This is a genomic window from Streptomyces sp. NPDC058198, assembly GCF_042882605.1.
Lineage (GTDB): Bacteria > Actinomycetota > Actinomycetes > Streptomycetales > Streptomycetaceae > Streptomyces.
The window spans coordinates 84626-108334 of record NZ_JBHVVP010000001.1 but is presented as its reverse complement, the minus strand read 5'-3'; the positions used below and the strand labels follow the sequence as shown (position 1 = coordinate 108334).

General features: G+C 68.4%; 23 protein-coding genes and 1 pseudogene. 9 read left to right on the top strand and 15 right to left on the bottom strand.

Annotated elements, in window-relative coordinates; all coding sequences use genetic code 11:
- The first annotated feature begins 11 nt into the window (after nucleotides 1-11).
- Complete coding sequence (locus ACFVWW_RS00470) at nucleotides 12-1112, top strand: M20 family metallopeptidase (protein WP_386879486.1); 1101 nt, start codon at nucleotides 12-14, stop codon at nucleotides 1110-1112.
- Nucleotides 1113-1358: 246 nt separating this feature from the next.
- Complete coding sequence (locus ACFVWW_RS00465; protein ID WP_386879485.1) at nucleotides 1359-1934, top strand: restriction endonuclease; 576 nt, start codon at nucleotides 1359-1361, stop codon at nucleotides 1932-1934.
- 53 nt (nucleotides 1935-1987) lie between these two features.
- On the opposite strand, the gene ACFVWW_RS00460 is transcribed toward ACFVWW_RS00465, so the two are convergent.
- Both ACFVWW_RS00460 and ACFVWW_RS00455 read right to left on the bottom strand, forming a co-directional pair.
- The gene (locus ACFVWW_RS00460) at nucleotides 1988-2500 is read right to left on the bottom strand and encodes a hypothetical protein (protein ID WP_386879484.1); all 513 of its coding nucleotides are present in this window, start codon (nucleotides 2498-2500) and stop codon (nucleotides 1988-1990) included.
- A gap of 134 nt (nucleotides 2501-2634) precedes the next feature.
- Nucleotides 2635-3387, bottom strand: a complete 753-nt coding sequence (locus ACFVWW_RS00455) for a hypothetical protein (RefSeq protein WP_386879483.1) — start codon at nucleotides 3385-3387, stop codon at nucleotides 2635-2637.
- 198 nt (nucleotides 3388-3585) lie between these two features.
- On the opposite strand from ACFVWW_RS00455, the gene ACFVWW_RS00450 reads away from it, so the two are divergent.
- The 4 genes from ACFVWW_RS00450 (at nucleotide 3586) to ACFVWW_RS00435 (ending at nucleotide 6362) form a co-directional block, all read left to right on the top strand.
- The gene (locus ACFVWW_RS00450; protein WP_384180323.1) at nucleotides 3586-3996 is read left to right on the top strand and encodes a RidA family protein; all 411 of its coding nucleotides are present in this window, start codon (nucleotides 3586-3588) and stop codon (nucleotides 3994-3996) included.
- A gap of 217 nt (nucleotides 3997-4213) precedes the next feature.
- Nucleotides 4214-5161, top strand: coding sequence for a DUF5996 family protein (locus ACFVWW_RS00445; RefSeq protein WP_386879482.1), 948 nt, complete (start codon nucleotides 4214-4216; stop codon nucleotides 5159-5161).
- A 188-nt stretch (nucleotides 5162-5349) separates the two neighbouring features.
- Nucleotides 5350-5898, top strand: coding sequence for a GNAT family N-acetyltransferase (locus tag ACFVWW_RS00440; protein WP_386879481.1), 549 nt, complete (start codon nucleotides 5350-5352; stop codon nucleotides 5896-5898).
- Nucleotides 5899-5984: 86 nt separating this feature from the next.
- Nucleotides 5985-6362: a VOC family protein gene (locus tag ACFVWW_RS00435; protein ID WP_384327342.1), complete on the top strand. Its 378-nt coding sequence runs from the start codon at nucleotides 5985-5987 to the stop codon at nucleotides 6360-6362.
- Between the two features lie 54 nt (nucleotides 6363-6416).
- Here the strand turns inward: ACFVWW_RS00435 and ACFVWW_RS00430 are convergent, their stop codons facing one another.
- Together ACFVWW_RS00430 and ACFVWW_RS00425 are read right to left on the bottom strand one after the other, a co-directional pair.
- Nucleotides 6417-6539, bottom strand: a complete 123-nt coding sequence (locus ACFVWW_RS00430) for a hypothetical protein (protein ID WP_386879480.1) — start codon at nucleotides 6537-6539, stop codon at nucleotides 6417-6419.
- On the bottom strand, nucleotides 6536-7501 hold the full coding sequence (locus tag ACFVWW_RS00425) for a YihY/virulence factor BrkB family protein (RefSeq protein ID WP_386879479.1): 966 nt from the start codon (nucleotides 7499-7501) through the stop codon (nucleotides 6536-6538). Before ACFVWW_RS00425 ends, ACFVWW_RS00430 begins: the two co-directional genes overlap by 4 nt.
- Before the next feature lie 315 nt (nucleotides 7502-7816).
- Here ACFVWW_RS00425 and ACFVWW_RS00420 point away from each other — a divergent pair, with 315 nt between their 5' ends.
- On the top strand, nucleotides 7817-8440 hold the full coding sequence (locus ACFVWW_RS00420; RefSeq protein ID WP_386879478.1) for a histidine phosphatase family protein: 624 nt from the start codon (nucleotides 7817-7819) through the stop codon (nucleotides 8438-8440).
- Nucleotides 8441-8716: 276 nt separating this feature from the next.
- Here the strand turns inward: ACFVWW_RS00420 and ACFVWW_RS00415 are convergent, their stop codons facing one another.
- The 6 genes from ACFVWW_RS00415 to ACFVWW_RS00390 form a co-directional block, all read right to left on the bottom strand.
- The gene (locus ACFVWW_RS00415) at nucleotides 8717-9241 is read right to left on the bottom strand and encodes an AAA family ATPase (RefSeq protein ID WP_386879477.1); all 525 of its coding nucleotides are present in this window, start codon (nucleotides 9239-9241) and stop codon (nucleotides 8717-8719) included.
- A 209-nt stretch (nucleotides 9242-9450) separates the two neighbouring features.
- A complete protein-coding gene (locus tag ACFVWW_RS00410) occupies nucleotides 9451-10785 on the bottom strand; it encodes a beta-ketoacyl synthase N-terminal-like domain-containing protein (protein ID WP_384327333.1) in 1335 nt (444 codons plus the stop codon).
- A 276-nt stretch (nucleotides 10786-11061) separates the two neighbouring features.
- A complete protein-coding gene (locus tag ACFVWW_RS00405; protein WP_384180339.1) occupies nucleotides 11062-11271 on the bottom strand; it encodes a DUF5988 family protein in 210 nt (69 codons plus the stop codon).
- A gap of 172 nt (nucleotides 11272-11443) precedes the next feature.
- The gene (locus ACFVWW_RS00400; protein WP_386879316.1) at nucleotides 11444-11992 is read right to left on the bottom strand and encodes a hypothetical protein; all 549 of its coding nucleotides are present in this window, start codon (nucleotides 11990-11992) and stop codon (nucleotides 11444-11446) included.
- Between the two features lie 769 nt (nucleotides 11993-12761).
- Nucleotides 12762-13361 (bottom strand): hypothetical protein, encoded by a 600-nt coding sequence (locus tag ACFVWW_RS00395; protein WP_386879315.1) that lies wholly within the window; start codon nucleotides 13359-13361, stop codon nucleotides 12762-12764.
- A 293-nt stretch (nucleotides 13362-13654) separates the two neighbouring features.
- Nucleotides 13655-13999 carry a hypothetical protein gene (locus ACFVWW_RS00390; protein ID WP_386879314.1) on the bottom strand — a complete coding sequence of 115 codons (345 nt, stop codon included), beginning with the start codon at nucleotides 13997-13999 and terminating at the stop codon, nucleotides 13655-13657.
- A gap of 76 nt (nucleotides 14000-14075) precedes the next feature.
- On the opposite strand from ACFVWW_RS00390, the gene ACFVWW_RS00385 reads away from it, so the two are divergent.
- Nucleotides 14076-15086, top strand: coding sequence for an IS630 family transposase (locus ACFVWW_RS00385; protein WP_386879313.1), 1011 nt, complete (start codon nucleotides 14076-14078; stop codon nucleotides 15084-15086).
- Here the strand turns inward: ACFVWW_RS00385 and ACFVWW_RS00380 are convergent.
- The 5 genes and pseudogenes from ACFVWW_RS00380 to ACFVWW_RS00360 form a co-directional block, all read right to left on the bottom strand.
- A complete protein-coding gene (locus ACFVWW_RS00380; RefSeq protein WP_386879312.1) occupies nucleotides 15083-16093 on the bottom strand; it encodes a LacI family DNA-binding transcriptional regulator in 1011 nt (336 codons plus the stop codon). The genes ACFVWW_RS00385 and ACFVWW_RS00380 overlap by 4 nt on opposite strands.
- A gap of 270 nt (nucleotides 16094-16363) precedes the next feature.
- Nucleotides 16364-17650, bottom strand: coding sequence for an MFS transporter (locus ACFVWW_RS00375; RefSeq protein ID WP_386879311.1), 1287 nt, complete (start codon nucleotides 17648-17650; stop codon nucleotides 16364-16366).
- A gap of 3 nt (nucleotides 17651-17653) precedes the next feature.
- The gene (locus tag ACFVWW_RS00370) at nucleotides 17654-18625 is read right to left on the bottom strand and encodes a glycosyltransferase family 2 protein (protein WP_386879310.1); all 972 of its coding nucleotides are present in this window, start codon (nucleotides 18623-18625) and stop codon (nucleotides 17654-17656) included.
- Between the two features lie 59 nt (nucleotides 18626-18684).
- Complete coding sequence (locus ACFVWW_RS00365) at nucleotides 18685-19827, bottom strand: Gfo/Idh/MocA family protein (protein ID WP_384327319.1); 1143 nt, start codon at nucleotides 19825-19827, stop codon at nucleotides 18685-18687.
- Between the two features lie 921 nt (nucleotides 19828-20748).
- Nucleotides 20749-21896, bottom strand: a pseudogene (locus ACFVWW_RS00360) (dihydrofolate reductase family protein).
- A 701-nt stretch (nucleotides 21897-22597) separates the two neighbouring features.
- Here ACFVWW_RS00360 and ACFVWW_RS00355 point away from each other — a divergent pair.
- Nucleotides 22598-23314 (top strand): histidine phosphatase family protein, encoded by a 717-nt coding sequence (locus tag ACFVWW_RS00355; protein WP_384180359.1) that lies wholly within the window; start codon nucleotides 22598-22600, stop codon nucleotides 23312-23314.
- Nucleotides 23315-23709 lie beyond the last annotated feature (395 nt).

Sequence of the window (23709 nt, the reverse complement as noted above, 5' to 3'; positions counted from 1 at the left end):
ACCCTTGCGAAATGACGATGTACGAGACCGTCCATGTGAGTGTTGACGCGATGATCGAGGACCTCAGGAGGCTCGTCGAAATCGAGTCTCCATCGCGTGATCTCGACGCCTTGAGGGTATCGGCCAATGCTGTCGCCGCTCTCATCGAGAGCCGCCTGGGCGGGCAGGCCATCCTCGTTGAGAGCGAAGCCGGGCCGCACGTCCACTGGTCCGCCGGCGGCGATCCCAAAGTGCTGATCCTCGGTCACCACGACACGGTGTTTCCGCTCGGAACCCTTGAACGCCGCCCGTTCATGGTCGAGGACGGGCAGGCAACCGGCCCCGGGGTCTTCGACATGCTGGGCGGTCTAGTGCAGGGCATTCATGGCCTGGCGACGCTCGATGACCGGTCAGGCGTCGAGATCTTGGTGACCGCCGACGAAGAGGTTGGCTCCCGCTCCTCTCGAGCTCTCATCGAAGAACGAGCCCTTGCCTGCGGCGCGGTGCTCGTACTCGAGGGCGCGGCGGATGGCGGGGCCCTGAAGACCGGCCGTAAAGGCTGTGGCACGTTCCAAGTCTCCATCGCGGGCCGGGCGTCGCACGCGGGCCTTGAGCCCGCGGCCGGGGTCAACGCCCTGATCGAAGCGGCACACCACGTACTGGATATCGCGGCGCTCGGTCGACCGGATATGGGCACGACTGTTACCCCGACCGTGGCGTCCGCAGGAACCCTGGACAACGTTGTTCCCGCACAGGCCACCGTCATCGTCGACGTACGGGTCGAGTCGGCAGCCGAGAAGGAACGAATCGAGTCCGCGTTCGCAGCACTGGCCCCGCATCTCGATGGGGCGGAGATCGCGGTTCAGGGAGCTGTCAGCCGGCCCCCGATGCCGGAGTCGGCGTCGGCAGAGCTCTTTGCGGTGGCAAAGCGGCTGCTTCCTGGCCTCGAAGGCAAGGCAGTCGGCGGCGGAAGCGACGGCAACTTCACGGCCGCACTGGGGGTGCCAACGCTGGACGGCCTCGGAGCAGTCGGGGGCGGTGCCCACGCCGACCACGAGTACCTGGTGATCGAAGCCATGGCTGAGCGGGCGAACCTTGTCGCCGGACTGGTGAAGGCGATTCAAAACGCATAGGCGAACGAGGTCGACCGTCGTACTCACCGCGGCGCTCTGCGCAGTCGTGGACGGCATGAACTGCGGGGATCCCGCACCGCCGACACCCCGGCAAGCGCCGCCGCAGCCGCCGTGATGCCGATACGGACACACGCTCCCCCCTGGCTCAGGCGCAACGAAGCCCTGGGGACTGCACCGGCCGGATGGACCGCCTCCGAGGTGGGGAGCGTAAACGCGCGGACAGTCGAGTCAGGGGAGGGGCAGAACATGGGAACGGTGCTGTTAGCGGTGTCAGCCGCCGTGGCCGGGGTGGTCGTCGTCGGGGGATTGGTGCGTGCCGGTCGTCGTGAGGCGCGGGCGGAGCGGGCGCGGCTGGTGGAGCAGGGCCGGGTCCAGGCCCTCCGGTCCATGGAGGCGGTCTGGCTGCTGGGACACCGCGAGTTCGAGGAGTACGTCGCGGAGTTGTGCCGCAGGGACGGTTGCACCGACGTGAAGCGCGTGGGCGGTGCCAACGACCTGGGCGCCGATGTGACGGGACGACTGCTGGACGGCCGGAAGATCGTGGTGCAGTGCAAGCGGTACGCGAAGCACCGTACGGTCGGCAGCCCGGATCTCCAGAGGTTCAACGGCACCGCCCGCGATGAGCACGGAGCGGACGTTCCCCTCTTCGTGGCATCGTGCACGTTCACCAAGCAGGCCCGAGCTTTCGCGGCCCGGCACCGCCTGGTGCTCATCGATGTCGACCTGCTCGGGTTCTGGAACAGCGGTACGGCCCTGACGGCGCTTCTCGATCTGGACATCGGCCGGTCCGGAACCAACCGCAGGCTGACCCCGGACACGTGAGCGTCGGCCATGACCGTGTCCTCTCAGCGGCCGGCGTCCGGACTCGACCCGGATCAGGGCGCCTGCGCCTCCAGGTGGTACGTCGTGTCGACCCAGAAGCCGCTCGTGGACCTGGCCTTGATCTCCAGTACGTACTGGCCCGGAGTGAGCGGCGCGATCCCGCCCCAGATCCCCCAGGCGAAGCGGCGGGTCAGCCCCGTCCGGAACGGCGCGGAAAGCTCCTGCAGCGTCAACGGAATGCCGTTGAGCAAGGCCGTGGCCTCCGCCACCGCCAAGGACTGGGGGACCTTCGAGTACGACCTGGTGTGCTGCATGTTGAGAACGGGGAAGAAGACCGGCTGGTCAGAGGGGACCGCACAGCGCCGCACCACGCGGCCGCCGTAGGTGCCGGCGAGGAACCAGAGGTCGTTCGGCTGGTTCCAGGCGGCGTGCTCGCCTGTCACGTCACGGACCGGGCTGCGGCCCTCAGGGGCGGACAGAGCCCACTTCCACCACCGGCCCGCGAGTACCCCGCCCTCCTTGTCGCTCAGCTTCCACGTGCTGTCGATCGATTCCGTACCGCTCATGACGCCCTCCCGCACACTGCCCCTGACCTGGGGCCAGTCTTGAACAAGCGGACAGACACTACCCCGCGCGGGTCAAGGACGTGACGCCGGTCGCACCCGGCGGACGGATGCCCCGGTGGGGCTGGCGGGAGGGCTCAGTAGGTGCAGTCGTTCCAGTGGGGATCGTCCCAGCGGTCGGCCTCGGCGAGCCCGAGCAGCCGTACGTGATGGAGCAGCTCCTCCGAGGCACCGTGGGCGCGAAGGCGGGCGGGGGCGTGGCGGGCCAGCCAGACCGCCAACTCGGTGCGCATGGCGGCCTCCTCGTCCTCGTCGCGCCAGCTCGTCCAGGGGAGCTGCTCCTCGCCCCGCAGGTCGTACTCCCACTGGGTCACCGCTTCCATCAGGTGCTGGTCGGCCACCGTGTGCGCAGTGGTTTCCCAGGTGCCGAGCCAGGGAGCGAGCGTGGCGGTGGCTTCGGCGCACAGTGCGAGGACCAGGTACACGGGTACGGCAGGGCCGGGATCGGCCAGGGTGTGGGCCCACCAGGCGTGCAGAAATTCCTGGACCGCGGCGGCTTCTTCGGCCGTCCCCTGCTCCCACCGCCCGCGAGCGATAGCCCGCCCGGCTTCCTCGATGTCGAAGTCGTCGACCAGGCCACCGACGAGGGCGGCAGCGAACTGAGGCAGGATCCGGCGTATCACGGAGGGGCTGTCCGCCCAGTCCGACGCCTGCCAGGTCCGGCGCAGAAGGTCGGGATCCAGCTCCACGTCCGGCACCTTCAGCAGCGCGAGTTCCTCCGCGCTGCCCCAGTGGCACTCGCAGTTGCGTTCGTCGGGGCGGGCGGTCATCCCTCGGAAGGTGGCATCCAGGCGTTCCAGGGCCGCGTCGAGCCGACGCTGTACGGGCATCCGGCCGAAATCCTTCATCAGCGGTGTCCTCGGGGGACTCCGGGCAGTGATGCCACCCGAAGATCACAACCTTACCGGCCCCGCGACGAATGCGGGGGCGCGGCGTGGAGGAGTACGGACACTTCGGATCGGACTGAGTACTGCTCGGTCGGAGAAAATGCGATGCGTGCCGACGGCAAGCCCGTCAAACTCACGGGCATGACTGCGAAGATCACGCGCCTCAACCCGGAGCAGTTGCATGAGACGCCCGGCTATCACCACATCACCGTGGTGGAGGCCGGCCGGACGGCCTACTTGGCGGGGCAGTGCCCGCTCGATCGGAGCGGTTCCCTCATCGGATCCGGATCCCTCGAGGTGCAAATCGACCAGGTCGCGGCGAACGCGCTCACGGCCCTGACAGCGGTGGGTGCCCAGCCGGAACACGTGGTGCGCTCGGTGATCTACGTGCGGAGCGACGACACCGATGTCCTGGGTATCGCATGGCGTCGGCTCACCGACTCAGTCATCGGACCGGCGTTCACCACCGCCAGCACGCTTCTGGGCGTTGCGCAGCTGGGCTTCACTGGACAGCTCGTTGAGGTGGACCTCACCGTGGCGCTACCCGACTGAGCCAAGCCATCAGACGGCGACAGCGGATCGGCGTCCAGAACGACGCCCCGCGCGCCGGGGAGCGGGATCCTCCAGGTGGACGGCGCCGTGGGACAGGACGACCATGGGGGAGACGGCCAGCGGCAACGAAGGCGGCACGTCGCCGTGCGCGCAGGGCGATGGGCCACGGCTGGGGCCAAGGACTCCAACGGGCATCCGAAGCTGTGGAGGAAGAACCATGGTGACGACGAAAACCGGACGGGGAGCCGAGGCGTGGCCGCGGTTGCGGGTCGCTGACTGGACCGAGACGCGCGACACACTGCACATGTGGACGCAGATCGTCGGGAAGGTCCGGCTGGCACATGCTCCGCTGCTCAATCATTGGTGGCAGGTGACGCTCTACGTCAGCCCACGGGGATTGACCACCTCCACCATCCCCTACGACGCCGGCGCCTTCGACATGGAGTTCGACTTCATCGACCACACACTGCGCCTGCGCACCAGTGAAGGCGGCGCGCGCAGCATCGGGTTGGAGTCCATGCCGGTGGCCGACTTCCACGCCCGTGTCCTACGGGCCCTGGACGAACTGGACGTCCCCACCACGATCCAGGGACATCCGAATGAGGTCGAGCCGGCGATCCCGTTCGCAGAGGACTTCCAGCACCACACGTACGATCCGCATGCCGCGCACCTGTTCTGGCGCCAGCTTCTCCATGCGAACCGGGCGTTGGGCGAGTTCCGCAGCTACTTCGTCGGCAAGGTCAGTCCGGTCCATTTGTTCTGGGGTGCCATGGACCTGGCCTGTACCCGCTTCTCCGGACGCGGTTCCCCCCGCCACCCCGGAGGCGCGCCGAACTGCGGTGACTGGGTCATGGAGGAGGGCTACTCACGCGAGCTGAGCAGTTGCGGGTTCTGGCCCGGCGGCGGTGACGAGGGGGCCTTCTACGCCTACGCCTACCCTGAACCTGACGGATTCGCCGACAGCCCTGTCACCCCCGCCGAGGCGTTCTACAGCCAGGAGAACGGCCAGTTTCTCCTGCCGTACGAGGCAGTACGTACCGCCGCCGACCCCGATCGAACGCTCTCCGGCTTCCTGCACACCACCTACGAGGCCGCCGCCGTGCGCGGCGGATGGGACCGTACGTCGCTGGAGGAGGATCCGGCCCGCTGGAGCGGGCACCGGTAGAAGCCACCGAAGCCCCCACGGCAGCGTCCGCCACTGTACGACTCACCCCGTCGTCCGGCTTCGCGCCCGCAGGAGCAGGGCAACCGTGACGGACCCGCACACCATGTGGGCCCGATGTGTCGTTCGCTCACGGCCTGGCCGGTGGTGGGAAGAAAACCGCTCACCGCCTCGACCGTAGGATTGATGGAATGAATATCCATCCCGTCTCCTTCGGGCACCCCGACGTCGTCAAGCTCAACGGTCGGGTGCAGCTTGAATACGCTGAGCGATACGGGGACGAGGGCGACGTCACGCCCCTCGACCCGGCTATGTTCGAGCCGCCGCAGGGCCTGTACCTGGTCGTCTACGACGATCAGGGCACCCCGGTCGCCACCGGCGGCTGGCGCAGCCAGGACGAGAACATCCACGGGTACACAGACGGTGACGCGGAGATCAAGCGCATGTACGTGATCCCGGAGGCGCGCGGCCGCGGCCTGTCCCGGCTGGTGCTGGCCGCCCTGGAGGACGACGCCCGTGCCGCGGGCCGCACCCGGATGGTCCTGGAGACCGGCACCGAACAGCCGGAGGCCATCTCCCTCTACTCATCCAGCGGCTACGAGCCCTGCGTCAAGTTCGGCCACTACCGCTTCCACGAGCTCAGCCGCTGCTACGCCAAGCCGCTGGCCGCCGGGCAGCAGAGCGGGGCTCCCACCGCGATCAGCGAGCGAAAGACGGCGACGGTGGACTCGCACCGGTAGTACGCGTGACGCAGCAGCCAGGGCGTGTGCCTGCGATCTTGGGTTCGACGGTCGGGTCCGTCCTGGCGGCCATTTAGGATCCGTCCATGATCGCTGACCTGCAGTGTGTGGTGTTGGACTGCTCTGATCCGGCGGAACTCGCCCGGTTCTACCAGTCGCTACTCGGTGGGACCGTCAATCAGCAGGATCGGCGGTGGGCACTGAGCGACGGCTGGTCGACACTGCACACGCCGTCCGGTCTCGTCCTCGCCTTCCAGCGGGCGGCGGACTATCGGCCGCCGTTGTGGCCCGACCCTGCCCGCCCCCAACAGTTCCATCTGGACTTCGGTGTCGCGGATTTGGATCGAGCCCAAGAGCAGGTGCTGATCCAAGGGGCGACGGTATTGGACGACGGTTCCGACGGACGGAGCTGGCGTATCTACGCCGACCCGGCAGGACACCCGTTCTGCCTGGTCCGGCACTGAGGCAAGATCACGGTCGGAGCCAGAATGAGGAGGGCTACGGCGGTGACGGTGCCGTCAGCCGTCGGACGGTGAACGCCTCCGCCAGCGCCGCCGGTACGACCATGCCACGGCGTCCGTGCCCGCCTGCTGCAGCAGCTCGAAGCCGTACGCGCCGAAATCGCCAGGCGCGGGCTTCACGGCCCCGGCCCTGGGTCCGGCTTCACGGCCTTGGCGATTCCGGCGCGGGCGGCTTCGAGCTGGGCGGCGAAGGCTATGCCGAGGAACAGCGCGACACCGGTCAGGTTGGCCCACAGCAGCAACGCGACAAAAGCCGTCAGGGGTCCGTACACGGCGCCGAAGGAGCCGCTCTTGGCGACGTAGAGAGCGAGTAGCCACGTGGCCGCGACCCACAGCACCAGATGGACCGCCGAGCCGAACGCGAGCCAGGTGTACCCCGGTTGGTCCCGGCGAGGAGCCCAGCGGAAGATCACCGCCGAGGCGATCCAGGCGAGAGCCATACCCACCGGTAGCTGAAGCACGTCCCACCAGCCGTTGGTGTCACGGGACCAGTCGAAGGCCTCCACCACCGACTCTCCCACGGCCTCGCCCGCGACGAGCACCAGAAATCCCAGGACCATGGGCATACCGGCCGCCACGGCGAGCAGCAGGGACCGGCCGTACTTCCTGAGGAACGGCCGGTCGCGTTCGATGCCGTAGATGCGGTTGGCGCCTCGTTCGACCTGCGCCATCGCCGAGGCCAGATTGAGGAGGGCGAAAGCCAGCCCCAGCCACATGGCGACGGCGCTCCATGCGCCGGAACCGGCACTGCGCCGCGTCCTGGCCAGAGCGTCCTGGACCAGGTCCGCGCTGGCGCCCGGCACGATCCGGCCAAGAGTGAGCTCGGTGATCCGCCCCAGGCTCTCCGTGTGCACGGTGGTGGCCACGCCGACCAAGGCAATGGTGAACGGCACCATACCCAGCACCACTTGGAACCCGAGGGAGCGTGCGCTGGTGAAGCCGTCGGCGTAACGGAACCGGGAGAACGCGTCCATGAGCAGGCGGCGACCTCCGTACCGTCGCAGCGCGGCCAGCGCCTCGTCCCCGGAGAGCTCGTCCCCGATCATGTCCCGGGTCTGCGGGACGTGCACAGCGGTTCCCATGAGGTGCGTCTCCTCGCGTCGTTCGCCCGGCGGCAGCGCGGCCGCCCGCCGGGAACACGGCCCGCCCTACCTTCTCCCCGGGCGCGCGGGATTCAGCCGCCCAGAACCCAAGAGATGGTCTGGCGCTGAGCGTGTCGTGCATCATGGCCAGCTTTATCAAGCAGTAGTGAAGTCGCTTGCCGATGGGTTTGGGAGGCGCCCCGTTCCACGGACCGGGGATGTGGATGAGGTCGGGAGGCACCGGAACCGTACGGCGAACATCAGCGTCCATCCGGGCGTCCGCAAGATCATGAACGCTGATGGAGGACCTCGCGCATGACTGGAACAGCCCCCCGTTACGTCTACCTCGCCCGGCACGGCGAGGCTTCGCCGGACGAGAGCAGCTTGACGGACAACGGCCGCCGTCAGGCGGTACTGCTTGGTGAACGGCTTCAGCGCAGCCCTCTCTCAGCGATCTATCACGGCCCACTCCCGCGAGCGGAGCAGACCGCACGGCTGATCTGCGACCAGCTCGACGACGTTCCCTTGCAGCCTTCGGAACTGACCGGCGACTACATCCCCTACGTGCCGCAAAGAGAAGAGCTGCCTTCGGAGCCGGCCGACGCCATGCTCGGCCGCCTGGCCCAGTTCCCGGCCGAGGAGCGCGAAAATGGTCCGGAGCTGGCTCGGAAAGCTCTCGCACAGTTCACCGGACCAGTTGGCGGTGACGAACCGCGCCACGAGCTGATCGTGACCCACAACTTCCTCATCGGCTGGCTCGTCCGGGACGCCCTCGACGCACCGAAGTGGCGCTGGATGGGCCTCAACCACGCCAACGCCGCGCTGACCGTCATCCGGTACGCGCCCGGCCGACCCGCTTCCGTCCTCTTCTACAACGACATGCGGCACCTTCCCGCAGAGCTTCGCTGGACTGGATTCCCGCCCGAGCTGCACGTCTGAGAGCAGCGATCCACCGTCCGCTTCAGCGGATGGCACATCGCCGTCTGCTGCTCGAACTCACCGCCAAGCGCTGCCCTTGGAAGGATTCTGGCTCACGTTCTACCCGTCATCTGCTCAGCGCGGGACCACATTGGAATGGGAAATGGGGGCACCGAATTGCTCCGAGCCCGGTCCGCTGACGCCGGGAATGTTCACGCCTTCAGCCTTCAACGCGGTCCGCATCATCCCGGGAGTGGACGACGTGGTCTCTCAGCGCTGGGTCGTCGCCCCCTACATCTACCAGGCGGCAGCCTGAAGCACGTGTACGGCGATGTCCTGAACCGACCGGTCATCCGTCGGGATGCGGATGGTGCCCGGTGCGGCCTCCTCATCCAAATGCCGTGCCATCCGCAGACTCCGCTCGATGTGAGCGGACAGTTGGGATCCGATTTCCCGTTGAGCGAGCCGCTGTCTCACAGTGGCCTCCTCAGCCGTGAGCAGGACGCAGGTAACTCTGATATCGCCGCCGCCCATGGCCCGGGTGATCATCGGCTCTTCCAGGACGCTCACCGTATTGGTGTAGATCAGGCGATGCTGGCCAAGAGCGGTGTAGTTGGACCAGACCGCGGCGATGTTCTGTTCCGTGATCGCTGTGCGACGGGGGTCATCGTCGGGGGCCGGATGAATCTGGTCCATGTAGTCCCCCTCGATCAGACAGTGCGCCGTTCCCTTCCCCTGCAAGAGGGCGGATACCTCCCATGCGACAGTGGTCTTCCCGACACCTGCACCACCACCGATGAGCAACAGTTCGTAAGCAGTCATGGCCCGTCAGCCTGGCAGAGCCCGGACTACCACGGCATGTGGTTTTGCCTGGCACGCGGCGCATCCGGCAGGTTCTCGCTGACTGCCTCGCCGCCCCGCGACGCCTCCGAACGCAGCTGGGACCACGAGGTTGAACGTCACCGCTGCACCGGGGAACACGTGCAACCGGCCGTCGGCTATGCCGGGGTTGAGGCGGGTGTTCCTGGGGTTTATGTGGGGTGGTTGTTGGTGAGGTGGGTGGCGCTTTTGAGTCCTCCGATTTGGTAGTTGAGGGTGAGGGCGTGGTGGAAGGTGAGGGGGCGGGTGTGGGTGCCGGGGACGGGGTCGAAGGGGAGGTTGGTGGCGGGTTGTTGGCAGTTGGTGGTGGGGCAGATTTGTTGTTGTTGCATCATGAGGAGGGTGAGGGCGGTGCTGATGCATCCGGCGGGGGCGCCGTTGTGGCCGAAGGTGCCTTCGTGGGAGGTCATGAGGAGGTTGTGGGGGGTGGGTCCGTAGAGGGTGGTGATGGCGTTGGCTTCGAATTGGGTGACGGTGGGGTTGCCGTCGCTGGCGCCGTGGATGTAGGGGATGTGGGTGATGTCGTGGTTGCGGAGGCAGCGGCGGATGGCGTTGACGAGTTCTTTGCCGGTGTGGTCGCTGGCGAGGGGGTTGGCGAGGCCGTCGCGGGTGGTGGTTTGGTTGAGTACTTGGCCGTAGGGGTGGGCGCCGCGTTGGGTGGCGTGTTGGCGGCTTTCGAGGATGAGGGTGGCTGATCCTTCGCCGTGGTTGATGCAGGTGGCGTGTTGGTCGTAGGGGCGCATGAGGGTGTTGAAGGAGGGGAGGAGGGTGGGCATGTCGGTGGTGCGGATGGTGTTGTAGGTGTGTTGTGCGCCGTGGAGGAGGTTTTGGATGTTTTGGATGAGGTTGATGTTGAAGACGTCGACGCCGGTGACGGCGACGATGTCGGCTTCGCCGTCGCGGATCATGGTGCGGGCGTGGCCGATTTGGAGGGCGGAGGAGGCGCAGCCGCAGGAGAGGGTGTAGCAGGGTCCGTTGGTTTGGGTGAGTGCTCCTTGGACGAGGGCGACGTCGGAGGGGGTGATGGCTTGTTCGGCGGCGACGAAGAGTTCCATGGCTTGGGCGGCGGTGGTGGTGTGGGGGTCGGCGTTGAGTACGGAGAGGTAGCTGTTGATGTTGGCGTCGATTCCGCCGCGTCCGACGAGGATGGCTGCGTGGTTGAGGTCTCCGTTGTGGATGTCGAGTTGGGCGTCGGTGCAGGCTTCGGTGAGGGATACGAGGCCGTAGCGGTGGGCGTTGGTGTAGTGGGCGGAGAAGAAGGGGGGGATGTGGGGGAGGCGTTCGTTGAACATGTCGTCGGTGAGGTTGACGGAGCCGTAGTAGATGCCGTCGTGGTCGAGGCAGGTGGCTCCGCGGGAGGTGATGTCCCACAGGTCGCCGGCGGTGAAGACGGGTTGTTCTTCGCCGGGGAGGCAGAATCCCATGCCGGTGACGACGGCGTCCCGGGGGTGGCTGGCGTTGCCGGGGTCGGTGGCGGGTGTGTTCATGAGGTGCCTGCGAACGGTGTCGGTGTCGTCACGGTGATCCTCCCGGACCAGTCGGTTACGCCTGCGGGCGGCGCTCGCGAGAAGGCGAACGCGGGGTTGCAGCAGGGTCGTTGGGGCGCCCGCAAGAGGGCGAACGCGGGGTTGTAGCGGGGTCGTTGGGGTGCCCGCATGAGGGTGAACGCGGTTTTGCAGCGGGGGCGTTGCGGGCTTGTGGCGGGGTGGGTACGGGGTTGGTGCGGGGTTGGGCTGGGGTGGGCGTTGGGGTGGGGGCGGGTTCTATTCGGCGATGTAGGTGCGGTAGCTCCACCGGTAGACGGGGCAGAGTTCGCCGTTGAATTCGGCGTATTGGCGGGTGAATTCGAAGTGTTCGTAGCCGTTGCCCCGCAGGATTTTGAGCCGTGTGTCGCACGGGCCGGGTTGCAGTTTCCAGGTCGCGGGGGTGCCGTCGGGGCCTCCGCGGAGGATTGCGTGTGTCGGTTGAGGCATGGCACTCACCCATCAGTGAACCGAGGGGGAAAAGAAAGAGGGGGTGCTGTGGGGCCGGCCTGAACGGGCGCTCCCGTACTGCCCGCTGAGGGGCTACCGGGCAGCGGGAAGAAAAGGGGTCAGCCGGTACAGCCGGTCATACCGCCGGGCATAGGGCCAGTCATGGGGCCGGTCATACGCCGGGGATGTGGCCACTCATGGGGCCGGCGGTGCGTCCGGGCGTATAGCCGGGGATGTGGCCGGTCATACGGCCGGGGATGCGGCCATGGCCGGGCAGGTGGCCGGGGACGCGGCCAGTCATGGGGCCAGTCATGGGGCCGGCCATGGGGCCGGCCATACGGCCGGTCATGTAGCCGGTCATACGGCCGGGGATGCGGCCGGTCATGGGTCCGGGCGCGTGGCCGGGGATGCGGCTGGGTGTGTGGCTGGGGGGCGTCCGGTGGCTGTGGGTGCCGGTGTCGGGGACGTGGGCGGGGCCAGGGGAGACGCGGAGGGTGCCGGGGCGGGCGGGCCGGGGGGCGCGGGTGAGGGGGCGGGTGCGCGGCGGCGTGTGTGCCGTGGTGTTCGTGGTGCTGGTGGCGTCGGCCGGTGTGTTTTCGCCGTGGGGCGGGGATGTTCGGGCGGCGGGCACGGCGACGGGCGCGGCTGCGGTGGTGGTGGCCGGCGGTGGGGGTGGGGTGGGGTTGCCGGTGGGGGTTGGGGAGGTGCGGGAAACTCGCATGAGGCCCCCTGGGGTGAGGTTCAGCGGGTCGCATCAGCCGGCGCCGGCAAGCGGCGCCGGCTGATGGATCCAATGCCTCTACGGGGGGCCCATTGCGGCAGATGGCCTGACCGCCGCCCGGGCGCTTCGGCGGTAGGTCGGCTGCCACTCCCCCGGAGAGGATGGGCGACCCACCGGTTTGGATGTATCCAGTTATCCATGAGAGTGAATATGACAGCAACAATCCCGTGACGAATCCACTCGAATGGCTCAACACGTCACGGGCGGCGAAAACGCCGGGCCGGCGGGCTGTCCGGGCGGCCCCGGGTACTGTCACCTGCCGCGATGCCCCACCGGCGCGTCGGCCCGCCCCCACAGGACCAGGGTGCGTGCCCCCGGGGGCCGTCGGGGCGCGGTCAGGCCCACCGTACTTGCGAAATACCCCGTTCTGTGCCCATACGTTCCTGGAAGGGGTGAGCAGTCGTCCGTGACGGCGCCCCGCCCCCGCCGCCAACTCCGGTCCCGCACCACCCGTCCCGCGCGGGCCGGATGGCAGCACCCGGCCCGCAGCAGCCAGCCTGTGTCACCCGGCCGCCAGCACCTGGGCGGCAGCACCCGGCCGGTGTCATCCGGCCGGCAATACCGGGCCCGTGCCAGCCGGATGGTGGCCTCCGGCCTGCCACTCCGAAACGTTCATCACCTGTGGCTGCGGTCGCCCGCATGACCTGGCGGCTTATCCGGCGAAACTCTGCGGCAGCCCGCGTGTGGCCTCTGGAGTGCAGTGCATTGGTCAGCCGGACTGGACACGCTGGACCGGTAGTGCCGTTCGCCTTTCGGCCCAGAAACGGTGGATGGCCCAGCCGGCCCCGAGCGCAGCGGCTGTCCAGACGATGGCCTCGGCGAGAATAATTGCCGGGGTCACGGTGAGGTGCGGCCGGGGCGGCAGCACGACCATCTGCACGGCAGCGCCTACCGGAACCGTCAGCGCCGCAAGCAAGCCGACCGGTCCAGGCCGTCTGATGGCTGCACCCACTACACCAAGGACGAGTCCGAACGGGAGACCTGTCACCAGCCAGTTGACCATATCGGTGCCGGCCCCCGAGACGAAGGCGTCCGTCGCGTAGTACGCCACCGTGGCAGCGACCAGGGCCAGGGCCCCGGCGAGCGCACCTCGGACCCATGTCCCGGCCAGCCAGCCCATCGCCACCGCCAGTGCGGCCCAGGACCAGCCTGCGTCCATCAGCAGGCTGAGCACCTTGGCGGCCTTGGCCCAGACGGTGCCCGTGAGCGACATTCCGAGCTCCACATATGGCGACGAAAGCGCGTTGACGAGTGAGGTAACCGCCCCGAAGCCGATCCCGGCGGCGAGGCCTCCCGCCATGGTTTTCATACCGTGAGGGTATCCAGTGCGCTGTGATGTCCCTCCGAGCTGTCGCTGACCGCTCGCGGTGGGTGCGCTCCGTTCATGTGACTCCGACCCAATCCGGCTGCTGCCCATGGAGCTGGACCTCTTTTGCCCGTTCGGGTGGACGAAGCCCGAGTGGTCCAGGGGGCACGTCCACCGAGCAGGGATCAGAAACAAATACTTGCGACAAACGGGCCTGCGTCTTTCATGGCACCGTTACCGTCGCGGCGATCGGGCTGTGGCTCAGGCCCCCGTCATTGGTTCCCTGTTCACCCTGTTCATCCGGCTTCCATGGCTTGGGCCCTGCGCTGCAGGTCCGCGGCGATGTGGTCCCAGTCCGGGCCGTGCAGCCAGAGGTTCTCGGCCGCTTCCCGTAGCAGTGCCGGCTCGTCCGGTCGCTGCAGGAGCACCAACCGGTAGGCGAGGTTGCGGACCCAGACCGGGAGGAGCCCGTCCACCACGTGTGGGCACAGCTCGTGCAACATGGCGAGGATCTCGTCCGGGTCAGCGAAGGTCAGCTCTTCGGCGAAGTAGTGCTTCCGGTGTTCAAGCGCGCACTCCGGCACAGCTCGGTACTCGTCTCCGAACAGACACCGGGCGTGCTCCGTCAGAGTGCTGTGCATGCCCGGGAGCCTACGTCGCCTTGATCCGCCGGACAGGACCTAGTGACCTGAGTCAGAGATTCCGCGTTGGTTGGGCATGAGTCGTCCGGGACCGAAGATTCCGCCGTTGTCGCTGTCTGACGCCCATCGGGCGGTGCTTGAGGGGTGGGTGCGTCGGCGCACGACGGCTCAGGCGCTGGCCCAGCGGTCCCGGATCGTGCTGGAGTGCGCGGACGGCCACTCGATCATGGAGGTGTCCCGCCGGCTGCGGATCGCTCCGGACACGGTCCGCACCTGGCGGCGCCGCTTCCTCGAGAACGGCCCGGACGGGCTGTGTGACGAGCCCCGGCCGGGGGTCCCGCGGAAGATCACCGACGCCGATGTGGAACGTGTGATCGTCAGGACACTCGAGGAAACACCGAAGAACGCGACGCACTGGTCGACCAGGTCGATGGCCGCGGCCACGGGGATGTCGCAGTCGACGGTCTCAAGGATCTGGCGGGCGTTCGCCCTGGCCCCGCACCGGTCGCAGACCTTCAAGCTGTCCACGGACCCGTTCTTCATCGACAAGGTCCGCGATGTCGTCGGTCTTTACCTCGACCCGCCGGAGAAGGCTCTGGTCCTCTGCGTGGACGAGAAGTCGCAGATCCAAGCCCTGGACCGGTCCCAACCGGTCCTGCCGATGATGCCCGGCGTTCCGGAACGCCGCAGCCACGACTACATCCGGGCCGGCACCACCACTCTCCTGGCCAAGCTCGACAAGGAAGTCCCGGCCGGCCTCCAGGTGCACCTGATCCTCGACAACTACGCGACCCACAAGACACCCGACATCAAGAAGTGGCTGCTGGCCCACCCGCGCTTCCACCTGCACTTCACACCCACAAGTGCGTCCTGGCTGAACCTGGTCGAGCGATGGTTCGCCGAGCTCACACAGAAGAAGCTCAAACGCGGCATCCACCGCTCCGTCCAAGCCCTCGAACGCGACATCCGAGCCTGGCTGACCGACTGGAACGACCAACCCCGCCCCTTCGTCTGGACAAAGACAGCCGACGAGATCCTCGACAAAGTCGCCAGCTACTGCCACCGAATCTCCGACTCAGGTCACTAGGCGGAGTGGCGTGTGACGAGGTGGGGTTGGAGGGTGATGTGGGGTTGGGTGATGGGTTCTTGGCGGAGTTGCGCGATCATGAGGTGTGCCATGTGGTGGCCCATGTTTTCGAGGGGCTGGTGGATGGAGGTGAGTGGGGGGTCGGTGTCGGTGGCGAGGGGGGAGTCGTCGAAGCCGATTACGGCGACGTCGTGGGGGATGCGGCGTCCGGATTCTTTGAGTACGCGTAGGGCGCCGATGGCCATGCTGTCGGAGGCGGTGAAGACGGCGTCGAGTTCGGGTGCGCGGGTGAGGAGTTCGCGCATGGCGTGGGCTCCGGAGGCGGCGGTGAAGTCGCCGTGGGCGGTGAGGTCGGTGCGCAGTCCGGTGTCGGTGAGTGCGGTGCGCCAGCCTTCGAGGCGGTCGGTGCCGGCGCGGGTGTCCAGTGGTCCGGTGATGGTGGCTATGCGGCGTCGGCCGCGGCTGGTGAGGTGGTGGACGGCGAGGCGGGCGCCTTGGTGGTTGTCGAGGTCGACGCCGTATTCGGGGTGGAATCCGGTGGGTGCGCCGACCATGACGGTGGGCAGGCCGGCTTCGTGGAGGTGCCGGGGCATGGGGTCGTCTCCGCGCAGGGAGCTGAGGAGTACGCCGTCGACGTGGCGTGCTGTGAGGTAGTTGGTGAGTTGTGCGTGTTCCTGTGGGGAGTGTGCGATGGCGAGGAGGAGTTGCAGGCCGGTGCCGCTGATGCCGGTGTGGACGCCGCGCACGATGGCGGAGAAGTAGGGCTCTTCCCAGAAGACGCGTTCTTGTGAGACGGCTACGACGAAGGCGAGTGTGTCGGTGCGGCGGCGTACGAGGGCGCGGGCTGCGGGGTTGGGTACGTAGCCGAGTTCGGCGACGGCGCGCAGTACCGCCCGGCGGGATTTCTGGCTGACGTTGCCGGTGGCGTTGACGACGCGGGAGGCGGTGCCCCGGCCGACACCCGCGCGGGCTGCCACGGCTTCGAGTGTCGGCCGCCGAACCTGCATGCTCCAAAACCTCCCTCTCCGGACGGTCTCCCGGCCGGATCACGCACAACGTCGTTTCCGCACACGCACGCGCGACCGTACGCACAGCCGTACACGCACATCCCTACCTGCACGGACGGACACGCGCGTCCGTCCGTACGCGTCCGTCCGCACGCGTCCGTCCGTACGCGTCCGGCTGTGCGTCCGTCGCGCGGGGTGGTCGTGTCCGCGTTTCCGGTCGTGCGCGTGCGGTTGGGTGTGCCCTACCTGACCTGGTGTCAGTTGTTCAGGTTAGCGCCCGAGTTGGGACCGTGCGGGCGGTACGGGCGGTACGGGCGGTACAGGCGATGCGGGCTGTGCGGGCGATGCAGGCGGTGCGGGTGTGGGGGGTGGGGGTGGTTGCCAGGTGTTGATGGTTTTGGCGGCGAGGGTCATGGCGAGCATGAGGAGGGCGAGCAGGCCGAGTGCGCGGGGGAGGCCGAGGGTGTGGGAGAGGAGGCCGATGAGGGCGGGGCCGGCGAGTAGTCCGATGTATCCGAAGGCGGCGACGGTGGCGATGGCTTTTCCGGTGTCGGTGGGGACTTGTTCGCCGGCTGCTTTGAACATTTGGGGCATGATGCAGGACAGTCCGAGGCCGAAGACGGTGAGGCCGGTCAGTGCGCCGAGGGGGTGGGCGGTGAGGAGGCCGAGGGTGAGTCCGGTGCCTGAGGTGAGGGCGGAGAGGGTGACCAGTTTCATGGGGCCGAGGCGGACGGCTGCCCGGTCGGCGAGGAGGCGGCCGGTGGCCATGGCGGCGGAGAAGAGGAGGTAGCCGGCGGGGGCGAGTGCGGGGGTGAGCAGTACGTGCTCGCGTAGGTAGACGCCGCTCCAGTCGGCGATGGCTCCTTCGGCGAGGAGGCAGGCGAAGCAGCAGGCGCCGAGGAACAGGACGCGGCTGTTGGCCAGGGTCCGGCCGCTCTGTCGTGGTGTGGGTGTGCGGGTGGGCGGGGGGGTGGGTGGGGGGGTGAAGTGGCCGCAGGCCAGGGCGGCGAGTACGAGGAGGGCGCCCAGGGCGGTCAGTCCGGTGTGCGGGGGGATGTCCAGTTCTACGGTGAGGATGCCGAGGCCGGATCCGGCGAGTGCGCCGGCGCTGAAGACGGCGTGGATGGAGGCGATGACGGGGCGTCCGTATTCGCGGTCGACCTGGACGGCCTGGGCGTTCATCGAGACGTTGTAGGCGCCGCCGGCGAGTCCGAAGAAGAGCAGGGCTGCCATGAGGAGGGGCAGGTCGGGGGCGGTGCCGGTGGCGGTCAGGCCGAGGGCGACGGCTATGGAGGCGGCGCGGCTGACGCGGGCGCTGCCCAGGCGGTCCACGAGGGGGCCGATCGCGGTCAGTCCGGCTACGGTGCCGGCCGAGGCGACCAGCAGGGCCAGGCTGAGCTGGACGTCGCTGAGTGCCATCTTGTGCTTGATGTCGGGGATGCGCGCGACCCAGGAGGAGAAGGCGATTCCGTTGATGAAGAAGTATCCCGATACGGCGCGCCGGGCGGTGCGGAGGTGGCGGGCGGGTGGTGCCGGTGAGGGGGGTGTGACGGTCACGGGCTATCGGGCTCCGACAGGTTCGGGGGCTGTCATGTCCAGGATTTCCCTGGCGAGTTCGGGCTGGCCCTCGCGTTCCATGGTGAGGGAGAGCCGCCTGAGGAAGCCGCCTTTGAGGTCGGGTACGTCGGAGAGCTGGATGGTCTGTCGTTGCAGCGAGATGCTCATCGCGTGGAAGAAGCCCGCGGTGTCCACTTCGGCCTTGCGCCGGTAGTAGTCGGCGCCGATGCGGCTGCGGTCGGAGGAGCCGGTGACGTTCTGGGGGATGCGGTAGAGGCTGGGGATGGATCCGATGTAGCCGAGGGCGCCGCCGCCCGCGGCCATCCGGAACCAGGTGTGTCCGTCCTCGGAGCCCCGTACGTCGGGGAAGGGGTGGGCGAGTGCGAGTTCGGTGCGGACGGCGACGGTGGAGGTCAGGGTGGTGTAGCCGGTTTCCACTCCCATGCGTATCCAGGCGTCGCGGCCTTCGACGGGTGCGTCGTGGTGGGATTCGATGATCTCTCTGACCGAGGGGGTCAGCCGGTTCTCCGGCACCGGGGCGCCGGCTTCGTCGATGACGGTGAAGGTCGAGTAGATGAAGTCGACCTCGGGGCGTTCGGTGAGGACGCGGCGGGTCAGTTCGAGGCGGCGGGGGTGTGAGAGGTCGTCGGCGTCCTGGAACAGGACGATCCCGGAGCCCTGTTCGTGGGCCCAGCGGACGCCGATGTTGCGGCAGATGCCCTGCCCGCGGTTCACGTCCTGCTGGAGCAGGACGATCCGCCCGGCCGAGGCGGCGGCCAGGTCCCGCAGCCGTTCACGGTCCCGCGGCTGCGGTGAGGCGTCGTCGACGATGACCAGCCGCCAGTCCCGGTCGCTCTGGCCGCGCAGGCTCGCGAGGGTCTCTTCCAGGTACTGGAAGGCTCTGGGGTCGTCACTGTAGTGCGGCATCACGAACGTGGCGGTGGCGGTGGCGGTGGCGGGCGGTGCGGGCGTCACGGTGCTCTTTTCTTCTTCTCTTTCGGAACCGGTGGATCCGCAGGCGGGAGGTCCTGCTGTCACCGGCCGGCCCACGGCATGGGCTCGACGGCGTCGAACGTCGACCGGATGACGGTGCGCGCCGTTGCGTCGGCGGTCCCGGAAATAGCCAGGACGATTTCCAGGACGTGCAGGGCATGCCGCGCGGACAGTCTCGGGCTGGCCCCCCGGTCTATCGCTGCCGCCATGTCCGCGACACCGCGGGAGAAGTCCATGTCGTGGGTGTCCTGGTAGCGGAACGGATAGTCGGCGGGGCGGACCAGCGGAATCTTTTCCGCCTCGGCCAGGTAGTGGTGCACCGACTCCGATACGTCCGCCCTGCGGCGTACCTTCACTTCCGCGCCGTAGTCCCAGCATTCCGATACCGACAGCACGCCCGCGTCGCCGACGATCTGCAGCGAATGGTTCTCGGGGGCCAGTGTTCCGCATGTGAGGCGGGCGACGACACCCGAATCGAATTCGATGCAGGCACAGGTGAAGTCGGCGGCGAACCCCGTGTCGGGCGTGCCGAGTTTTTCCGGCTGTATCAGCCGGCCGAACGACACCACTTCCGAGACGGGGCCGAAGAACGCGGTCAGCCAGGTCACGTAGTAGCCGGCGTGCTCCAGCGTGGGGCCGACCCGGAATTCGTCCTCGTAGGGCCACGGCGCACCCGACGGGCTGATCCACGTGCGGTAGGGCATCTGGTGGACCGCGCCGTCGTCGAGTTCCGCGTAGACCAGCCGCGGCCGGCCGATGACCTCGTCCCGCAGGGCCCGCCACACCGTCTGCGCGGTCTCACCGAGTGCGGAGCAGGGTGCGGAGGAGAGGGTGAGGCCCCGTTCCTCGGCGAATTCGACCAGGTCCGTCGCCTGCCGCAGGTCCTCCGCGAAGGGTTTCTCCGAGTAGACGTGCTTTCCCGCCTCCAGGCAGCGGCGGGACACCTCGTAGTGGCTGCCCGGGTTGGTGAGATTGACGACTATCGTCACGGTCTCGTCGGCGAGGAGTTCCTCGACCGAGGAGTACGGATGGACACCGTGAAACCCGGAGAACTTTTTCGACCGTTCACTGTCGCAGTCGTATACGCCACGCAGGGCGAGTTCCGGATGATTCGGAAGAGTCGCCATATAGAAATCGGCAACATATCCGCATCCGATAAAAGCGATACCTGTCGTGCCGGTCATTAATCCGCTCATGTGGAGTTCCCCCGAGAATTCTTTCGAGCGTCAGACAGTGCAGGTGAAGAAAGGCCTCCCGGACCCTGGAGCGGGCCGGGAAGACACACCCCGAGATGCGATGAGATCCGATGAGGTGCGGTACGGCGCGGTGCGGGCGGTGCGCTGCCTCCCGGCAGGGAGGGAAGGCTCCGGCCCGCAGGCCCCCACGATTCGAACATGATGTGAAGATGGATGTGATCACGGCAGGGAGTGCCGGGTCAAGCGTCTGCCGATGGCACGCTTCTCACCCCCGTGTACTGCGTGCTTCTTCGCCCCGTGGCAGCCGGCACCGGTAGATGGAACGGTCTGTGCCGGCCGCTTCTTTATCGAACACGGATGATCGCGCGGGCGTCAAGGCGTATTCGGTCCCGTGGCCGATTGAGCGTGGGGCGGGGGATCGCACGATCATTGCGGTCTGGTGTGTTTTGGGCGGACGGGCCGGACGGCTGGCCCGCTCCGGCCCGCTTCGGTCCGGCCCGGTCTCCGTGTCCGGAGGGTCACCGCTCTGACGTGCGAGGCCACCTCCGTCCCCGGACTCGGTCACCGGGCACACCGTGCCCCTCCGGTGGCCGGCCGGGCCTGCCCTCCGGGCCCGGCGGAGAGGGCAGGTTGGCGGAAACTCGTCCCCTCACACCGCCCGGAACGACAACCCGGCATCACTCCCGCCCCCGTAAGGCCCGCACACGACACAACACCGCCCGGGACGGTGCACCAGCCGCCCCCAGCAACGAACGCAACGACGCCGCGACGCAACGACGCAACGACGCCGCGACGCAACGACGCCGCGACGCAGCATTGCAACGGCGCGATGGTGCCGTGACACGACAGCGTGGCAGTGCAGCAGTTGTGACGGTGCGGTGTCGGTATCCGTCGGGCGGGGGTGCCGGGTCAGCCCATGCCGGGCAGGTGCGCGTTGACGGCCTTCGCGGTCGTGGCGAGTTCGGGCAGTTCCACCACGGTCACGCCGGCTGCCAGGAGCTGTTCGTAGCCGGTGCAGTCGGCGACGAACAGTGCGGGCTCGCGCCAGGCGATGACGACGCGTGGCAGACCCGCGGTGAGGATGAGCCGTGCGCAGGGGTGCGGGCGTGAGCGGCGCTGGGAGCAGGGCTCCAGCGTGCTGTAGATCGTCGCCGTTCTCAGGCGGGGGTCGCCGGGAGAAAGCTTTCCGAGCGCGGATTCCTCCGCGTGGACGTGCGCGTCGTTCTCACGGCTGTACCCGTGGGCCAGCTCGGTGCCGTCGGCGTCGACGATCACCGAGCCGACGGAGTACGCGCTCGTGGACGGCGGGCACAGGGCTGCCAGGTCGATCGCCCTGCGCATCCAGTGCAGGTCGCGGCCGTGGGTGGCGTCGCTCATCAGGCACGTTCCTTCGGTGCGTAGCGGAGCAGTACGGTATCGCCGACGGCCCGGGCCTCCAGCAGGCGCATCCGTGCGGCCGGTCCGCCGGGATAGTCGGCGGCGCCGAGGAATTTGCGGGCGTCCGGCTGTCCCACGAGCAGGGGGGCCACGGCGAGTTGGACCTCGTCGGCCAGGTCCTGTGCCATCAGCTGGGTGTGGAGGGTGCCGCCGCCCTCCACCATGAGGCGGCGGACACCGCGCCGGCCGAGTTCGTCGAGGACCTGGCCCCAGTCGAGCCCGGGGCCGGTGCTGACCACGTCGGCCAGTCCGCCCAGGGCCGCCCGCACTTTTCCGAGCGCGGCATCGACGGTGAAGACGAGTTTCTCACCGCCGTGGTGCCAGAACCTGAGGCCGGCGCTCACGTCACCGGAGGCGGTGACGGTGACTTTCAGCGGATACGCGGGCAGGCCCCGCGCCACCCGGGCCGCCCGGCGTTCCTCACTGTTCACCAGGAGCCGGGGGTTGTCGCCGCGCAGGGTGGCCGCGCCGATCAGGATCGCGTCGGCCTCCGCACGGACTTCGTCGACGCGGTCGAAGTCCGCGGCGCTGGACAGCAGCAGCCGCTGGTCGCTGGCGTCGTCCAGGTAGCCGTCGACGCTCATCGCGGCGGAAAGCAGGACGTAGGGGCGGGTGGTCATCAGGTCATCCGTTCTGTCAGGACTCATACGCGAGCACGGCGTCGGAGCGTTCACCCAGGCGCCTTCACACCGCCAAGGAAAACCACCCACCGGAACCCCGGAGACCGGAACCCCCGGGCGGCCGGAACCCACCGGAACCCCCGGAGACCGGAACCGCCGGTAGGGCGGAACCGCCGGTAGGGCGGAACCGCCCGGACAGCCAGGCCACCAGACAGCCAGGCCACCAAGCGGTCAGGCGGCTGGACAGCCAGGTGGCCCGGTTGCCGGACTGCCGGGGGAGTGGGGCGGGTGTGCGGGAGCCGGGTTGTCCGGAGCCGGTGATCACGGACCCACCCCCGGGGTGTGCCGGTGCGCCGGTGCCGCGTCCGCGGGCAGGCAGGAGGCAGCTCCCGCTGGGGACAACTCCCGCTGTGCGGAAGCCGGTCCATGGCGGCTGGCGCCACTGTATGCGCGTACCGCGGCCCCTGCGCAACCGCGCCCGCACCGCCGGCGGCCCGCGTTCCCGGCCCCCGCCCGCCGGAGCATAACGTTTCCCACCGCAAATCAGCACGGTATTCCGGAACCCCGCACCACCGGAAGAGGAAGGCCAAATTCCTTTCACCACGGGGCTTCTGTCATTCCGTGCCGCGCTCGTCACCGCCTTTTGCAGCAAAGTCTGATGTGTTCCGTACAGGCATACAGGAACGTTCTAGTGTGTGCGGATGATCTCGGAAACGAACCCAGAGCGAAGCGCCGCGGCCACCGCCGCGCACAGTCTGTCGTCCGGCAGCGGATGGGCGCCGACGGCCCCCCGGTCGGCCTCCACCACGCTGCTGGCACTCCGTCATGGCGAGACCGCGCTGACCCCCGAGAAGCGGTTCTCCGGAAGCGGCGGCACCGACCCCGAGCTCTCCGAGCGGGGCCGCTGGCAAGCGGACCGCGCCGCCGCCTCCACCCTCCTGGCCGGCGCCGGCATCGACGCGGTCGTCTGCTCCCCGCTGCGGCGCTGCCGGCAGACCGCGGCGGCCGTCGCCCGCCGCTTCGGCCTGGACCCCGTGGTCGAGGACGGGCTGCGGGAAGCCGACTTCGGCGACTGGGAAGAGCTGACCTACGAGGAGGTACGCGCCCGCTTCCCCCAGGATCTTCAGGCCTGGCACGCCTCTCCCCGGACCGCGCCCACCGGGAGCACGGAGAGCTTCGCCGACGTGGCCCGGCGCATAGCCGAAGCCAGGGACCGGCTGCTCTCCCGCTACCAGGGACGCACGGTCCTCGCGGTCACCCATGTCACACCGGTCAAGGCACTGATCCAGCTGGCGCTCAACGCCCCGGGGGAGGCGCTGTTCGCGATGGAACTGTCCCCGGCGTCCTTCTCGGGTGTGACATACACCGGCGAGAAGGCGTCCATGCGCCTGTACAACGACACCTCTCATCTGCGCTGATCCACGAAAACCCGTGGATCCGGGCGTAGTTGGGCCCATCGGGCGGCCGGCCCGCCGCACACCCCCGGGGGCCGGCGGGCCGGCCGCGACAAGCGCCTGGTCAGGGCGGCCGGACGGCCCGGGCGGACACGCACACGCCGCCCGCGGCCGCCACCACACCGGACAGTGGCCGCCCGGAACAGTGTGATCACCATGTGTTGACGCAGCCATAGGTGCGTGCCAAGGTCTTGGGAGCGCTCCCGAACTGACCGGGGGAGCGCGGGGTACGGCTTGGTGTTTCTTCTGTCCGGGGCGGAAGAACCGTCGTACCGGACCATGAACGGGGGACAACGCACTGCCATGCACTTACGTGACCATGACGATCCATGCCGTCGCCGCAGGCTGCCCGGACGCGC

Excerpts from the sequence above, each read along its gene's own strand:
- ACFVWW_RS00445 (WP_386879482.1), top strand. The coding sequence starts at position 4,214 with ATGGTGACGACGAAAACCGGACGGGGAGCCGAGGCGTGGCCGCGGTTG.
- ACFVWW_RS00435 (WP_384327342.1), top strand. The coding sequence starts at position 5,985 with ATGATCGCTGACCTGCAGTGTGTGGTGTTGGACTGCTCTGATCCGGCG.
- ACFVWW_RS00405 (WP_384180339.1), bottom strand. The coding sequence starts at position 11,271 with ATGCCTCAACCGACACACGCAATCCTCCGCGGAGGCCCCGACGGCACC.
- ACFVWW_RS00410 (WP_384327333.1), bottom strand. The coding sequence starts at position 10,785 with ATGAACACACCCGCCACCGACCCCGGCAACGCCAGCCACCCCCGGGAC.
- ACFVWW_RS00390 (WP_386879314.1), bottom strand. The coding sequence starts at position 13,999 with ATGCACAGCACTCTGACGGAGCACGCCCGGTGTCTGTTCGGAGACGAG.
- ACFVWW_RS00465 (WP_386879485.1), top strand. The coding sequence starts at position 1,359 with ATGGGAACGGTGCTGTTAGCGGTGTCAGCCGCCGTGGCCGGGGTGGTC.
- ACFVWW_RS00420 (WP_386879478.1), top strand. The coding sequence starts at position 7,817 with ATGACTGGAACAGCCCCCCGTTACGTCTACCTCGCCCGGCACGGCGAG.
- ACFVWW_RS00365 (WP_384327319.1), bottom strand. The coding sequence starts at position 19,827 with ATGACCGGCACGACAGGTATCGCTTTTATCGGATGCGGATATGTTGCC.
- ACFVWW_RS00455 (WP_386879483.1), bottom strand. The coding sequence starts at position 3,387 with ATGCCCGTACAGCGTCGGCTCGACGCGGCCCTGGAACGCCTGGATGCC.
- ACFVWW_RS00460 (WP_386879484.1), bottom strand. The coding sequence starts at position 2,500 with ATGAGCGGTACGGAATCGATCGACAGCACGTGGAAGCTGAGCGACAAG.
- ACFVWW_RS00395 (WP_386879315.1), bottom strand. The coding sequence starts at position 13,361 with ATGAAAACCATGGCGGGAGGCCTCGCCGCCGGGATCGGCTTCGGGGCG.
- ACFVWW_RS00400 (WP_386879316.1), bottom strand. The coding sequence starts at position 11,992 with ATGCGAGTTTCCCGCACCTCCCCAACCCCCACCGGCAACCCCACCCCA.
- ACFVWW_RS00380 (WP_386879312.1), bottom strand. The coding sequence starts at position 16,093 with ATGCAGGTTCGGCGGCCGACACTCGAAGCCGTGGCAGCCCGCGCGGGT.
- ACFVWW_RS00355 (WP_384180359.1), top strand. The coding sequence starts at position 22,598 with ATGATCTCGGAAACGAACCCAGAGCGAAGCGCCGCGGCCACCGCCGCG.
- ACFVWW_RS00450 (WP_384180323.1), top strand. The coding sequence starts at position 3,586 with ATGACTGCGAAGATCACGCGCCTCAACCCGGAGCAGTTGCATGAGACG.
- ACFVWW_RS00470 (WP_386879486.1), top strand. The coding sequence starts at position 12 with ATGACGATGTACGAGACCGTCCATGTGAGTGTTGACGCGATGATCGAG.
- ACFVWW_RS00415 (WP_386879477.1), bottom strand. The coding sequence starts at position 9,241 with ATGACTGCTTACGAACTGTTGCTCATCGGTGGTGGTGCAGGTGTCGGG.
- ACFVWW_RS00425 (WP_386879479.1), bottom strand. The coding sequence starts at position 7,501 with ATGGGAACCGCTGTGCACGTCCCGCAGACCCGGGACATGATCGGGGAC.
- ACFVWW_RS00440 (WP_386879481.1), top strand. The coding sequence starts at position 5,350 with ATGAATATCCATCCCGTCTCCTTCGGGCACCCCGACGTCGTCAAGCTC.
- ACFVWW_RS00385 (WP_386879313.1), top strand. The coding sequence starts at position 14,076 with ATGAGTCGTCCGGGACCGAAGATTCCGCCGTTGTCGCTGTCTGACGCC.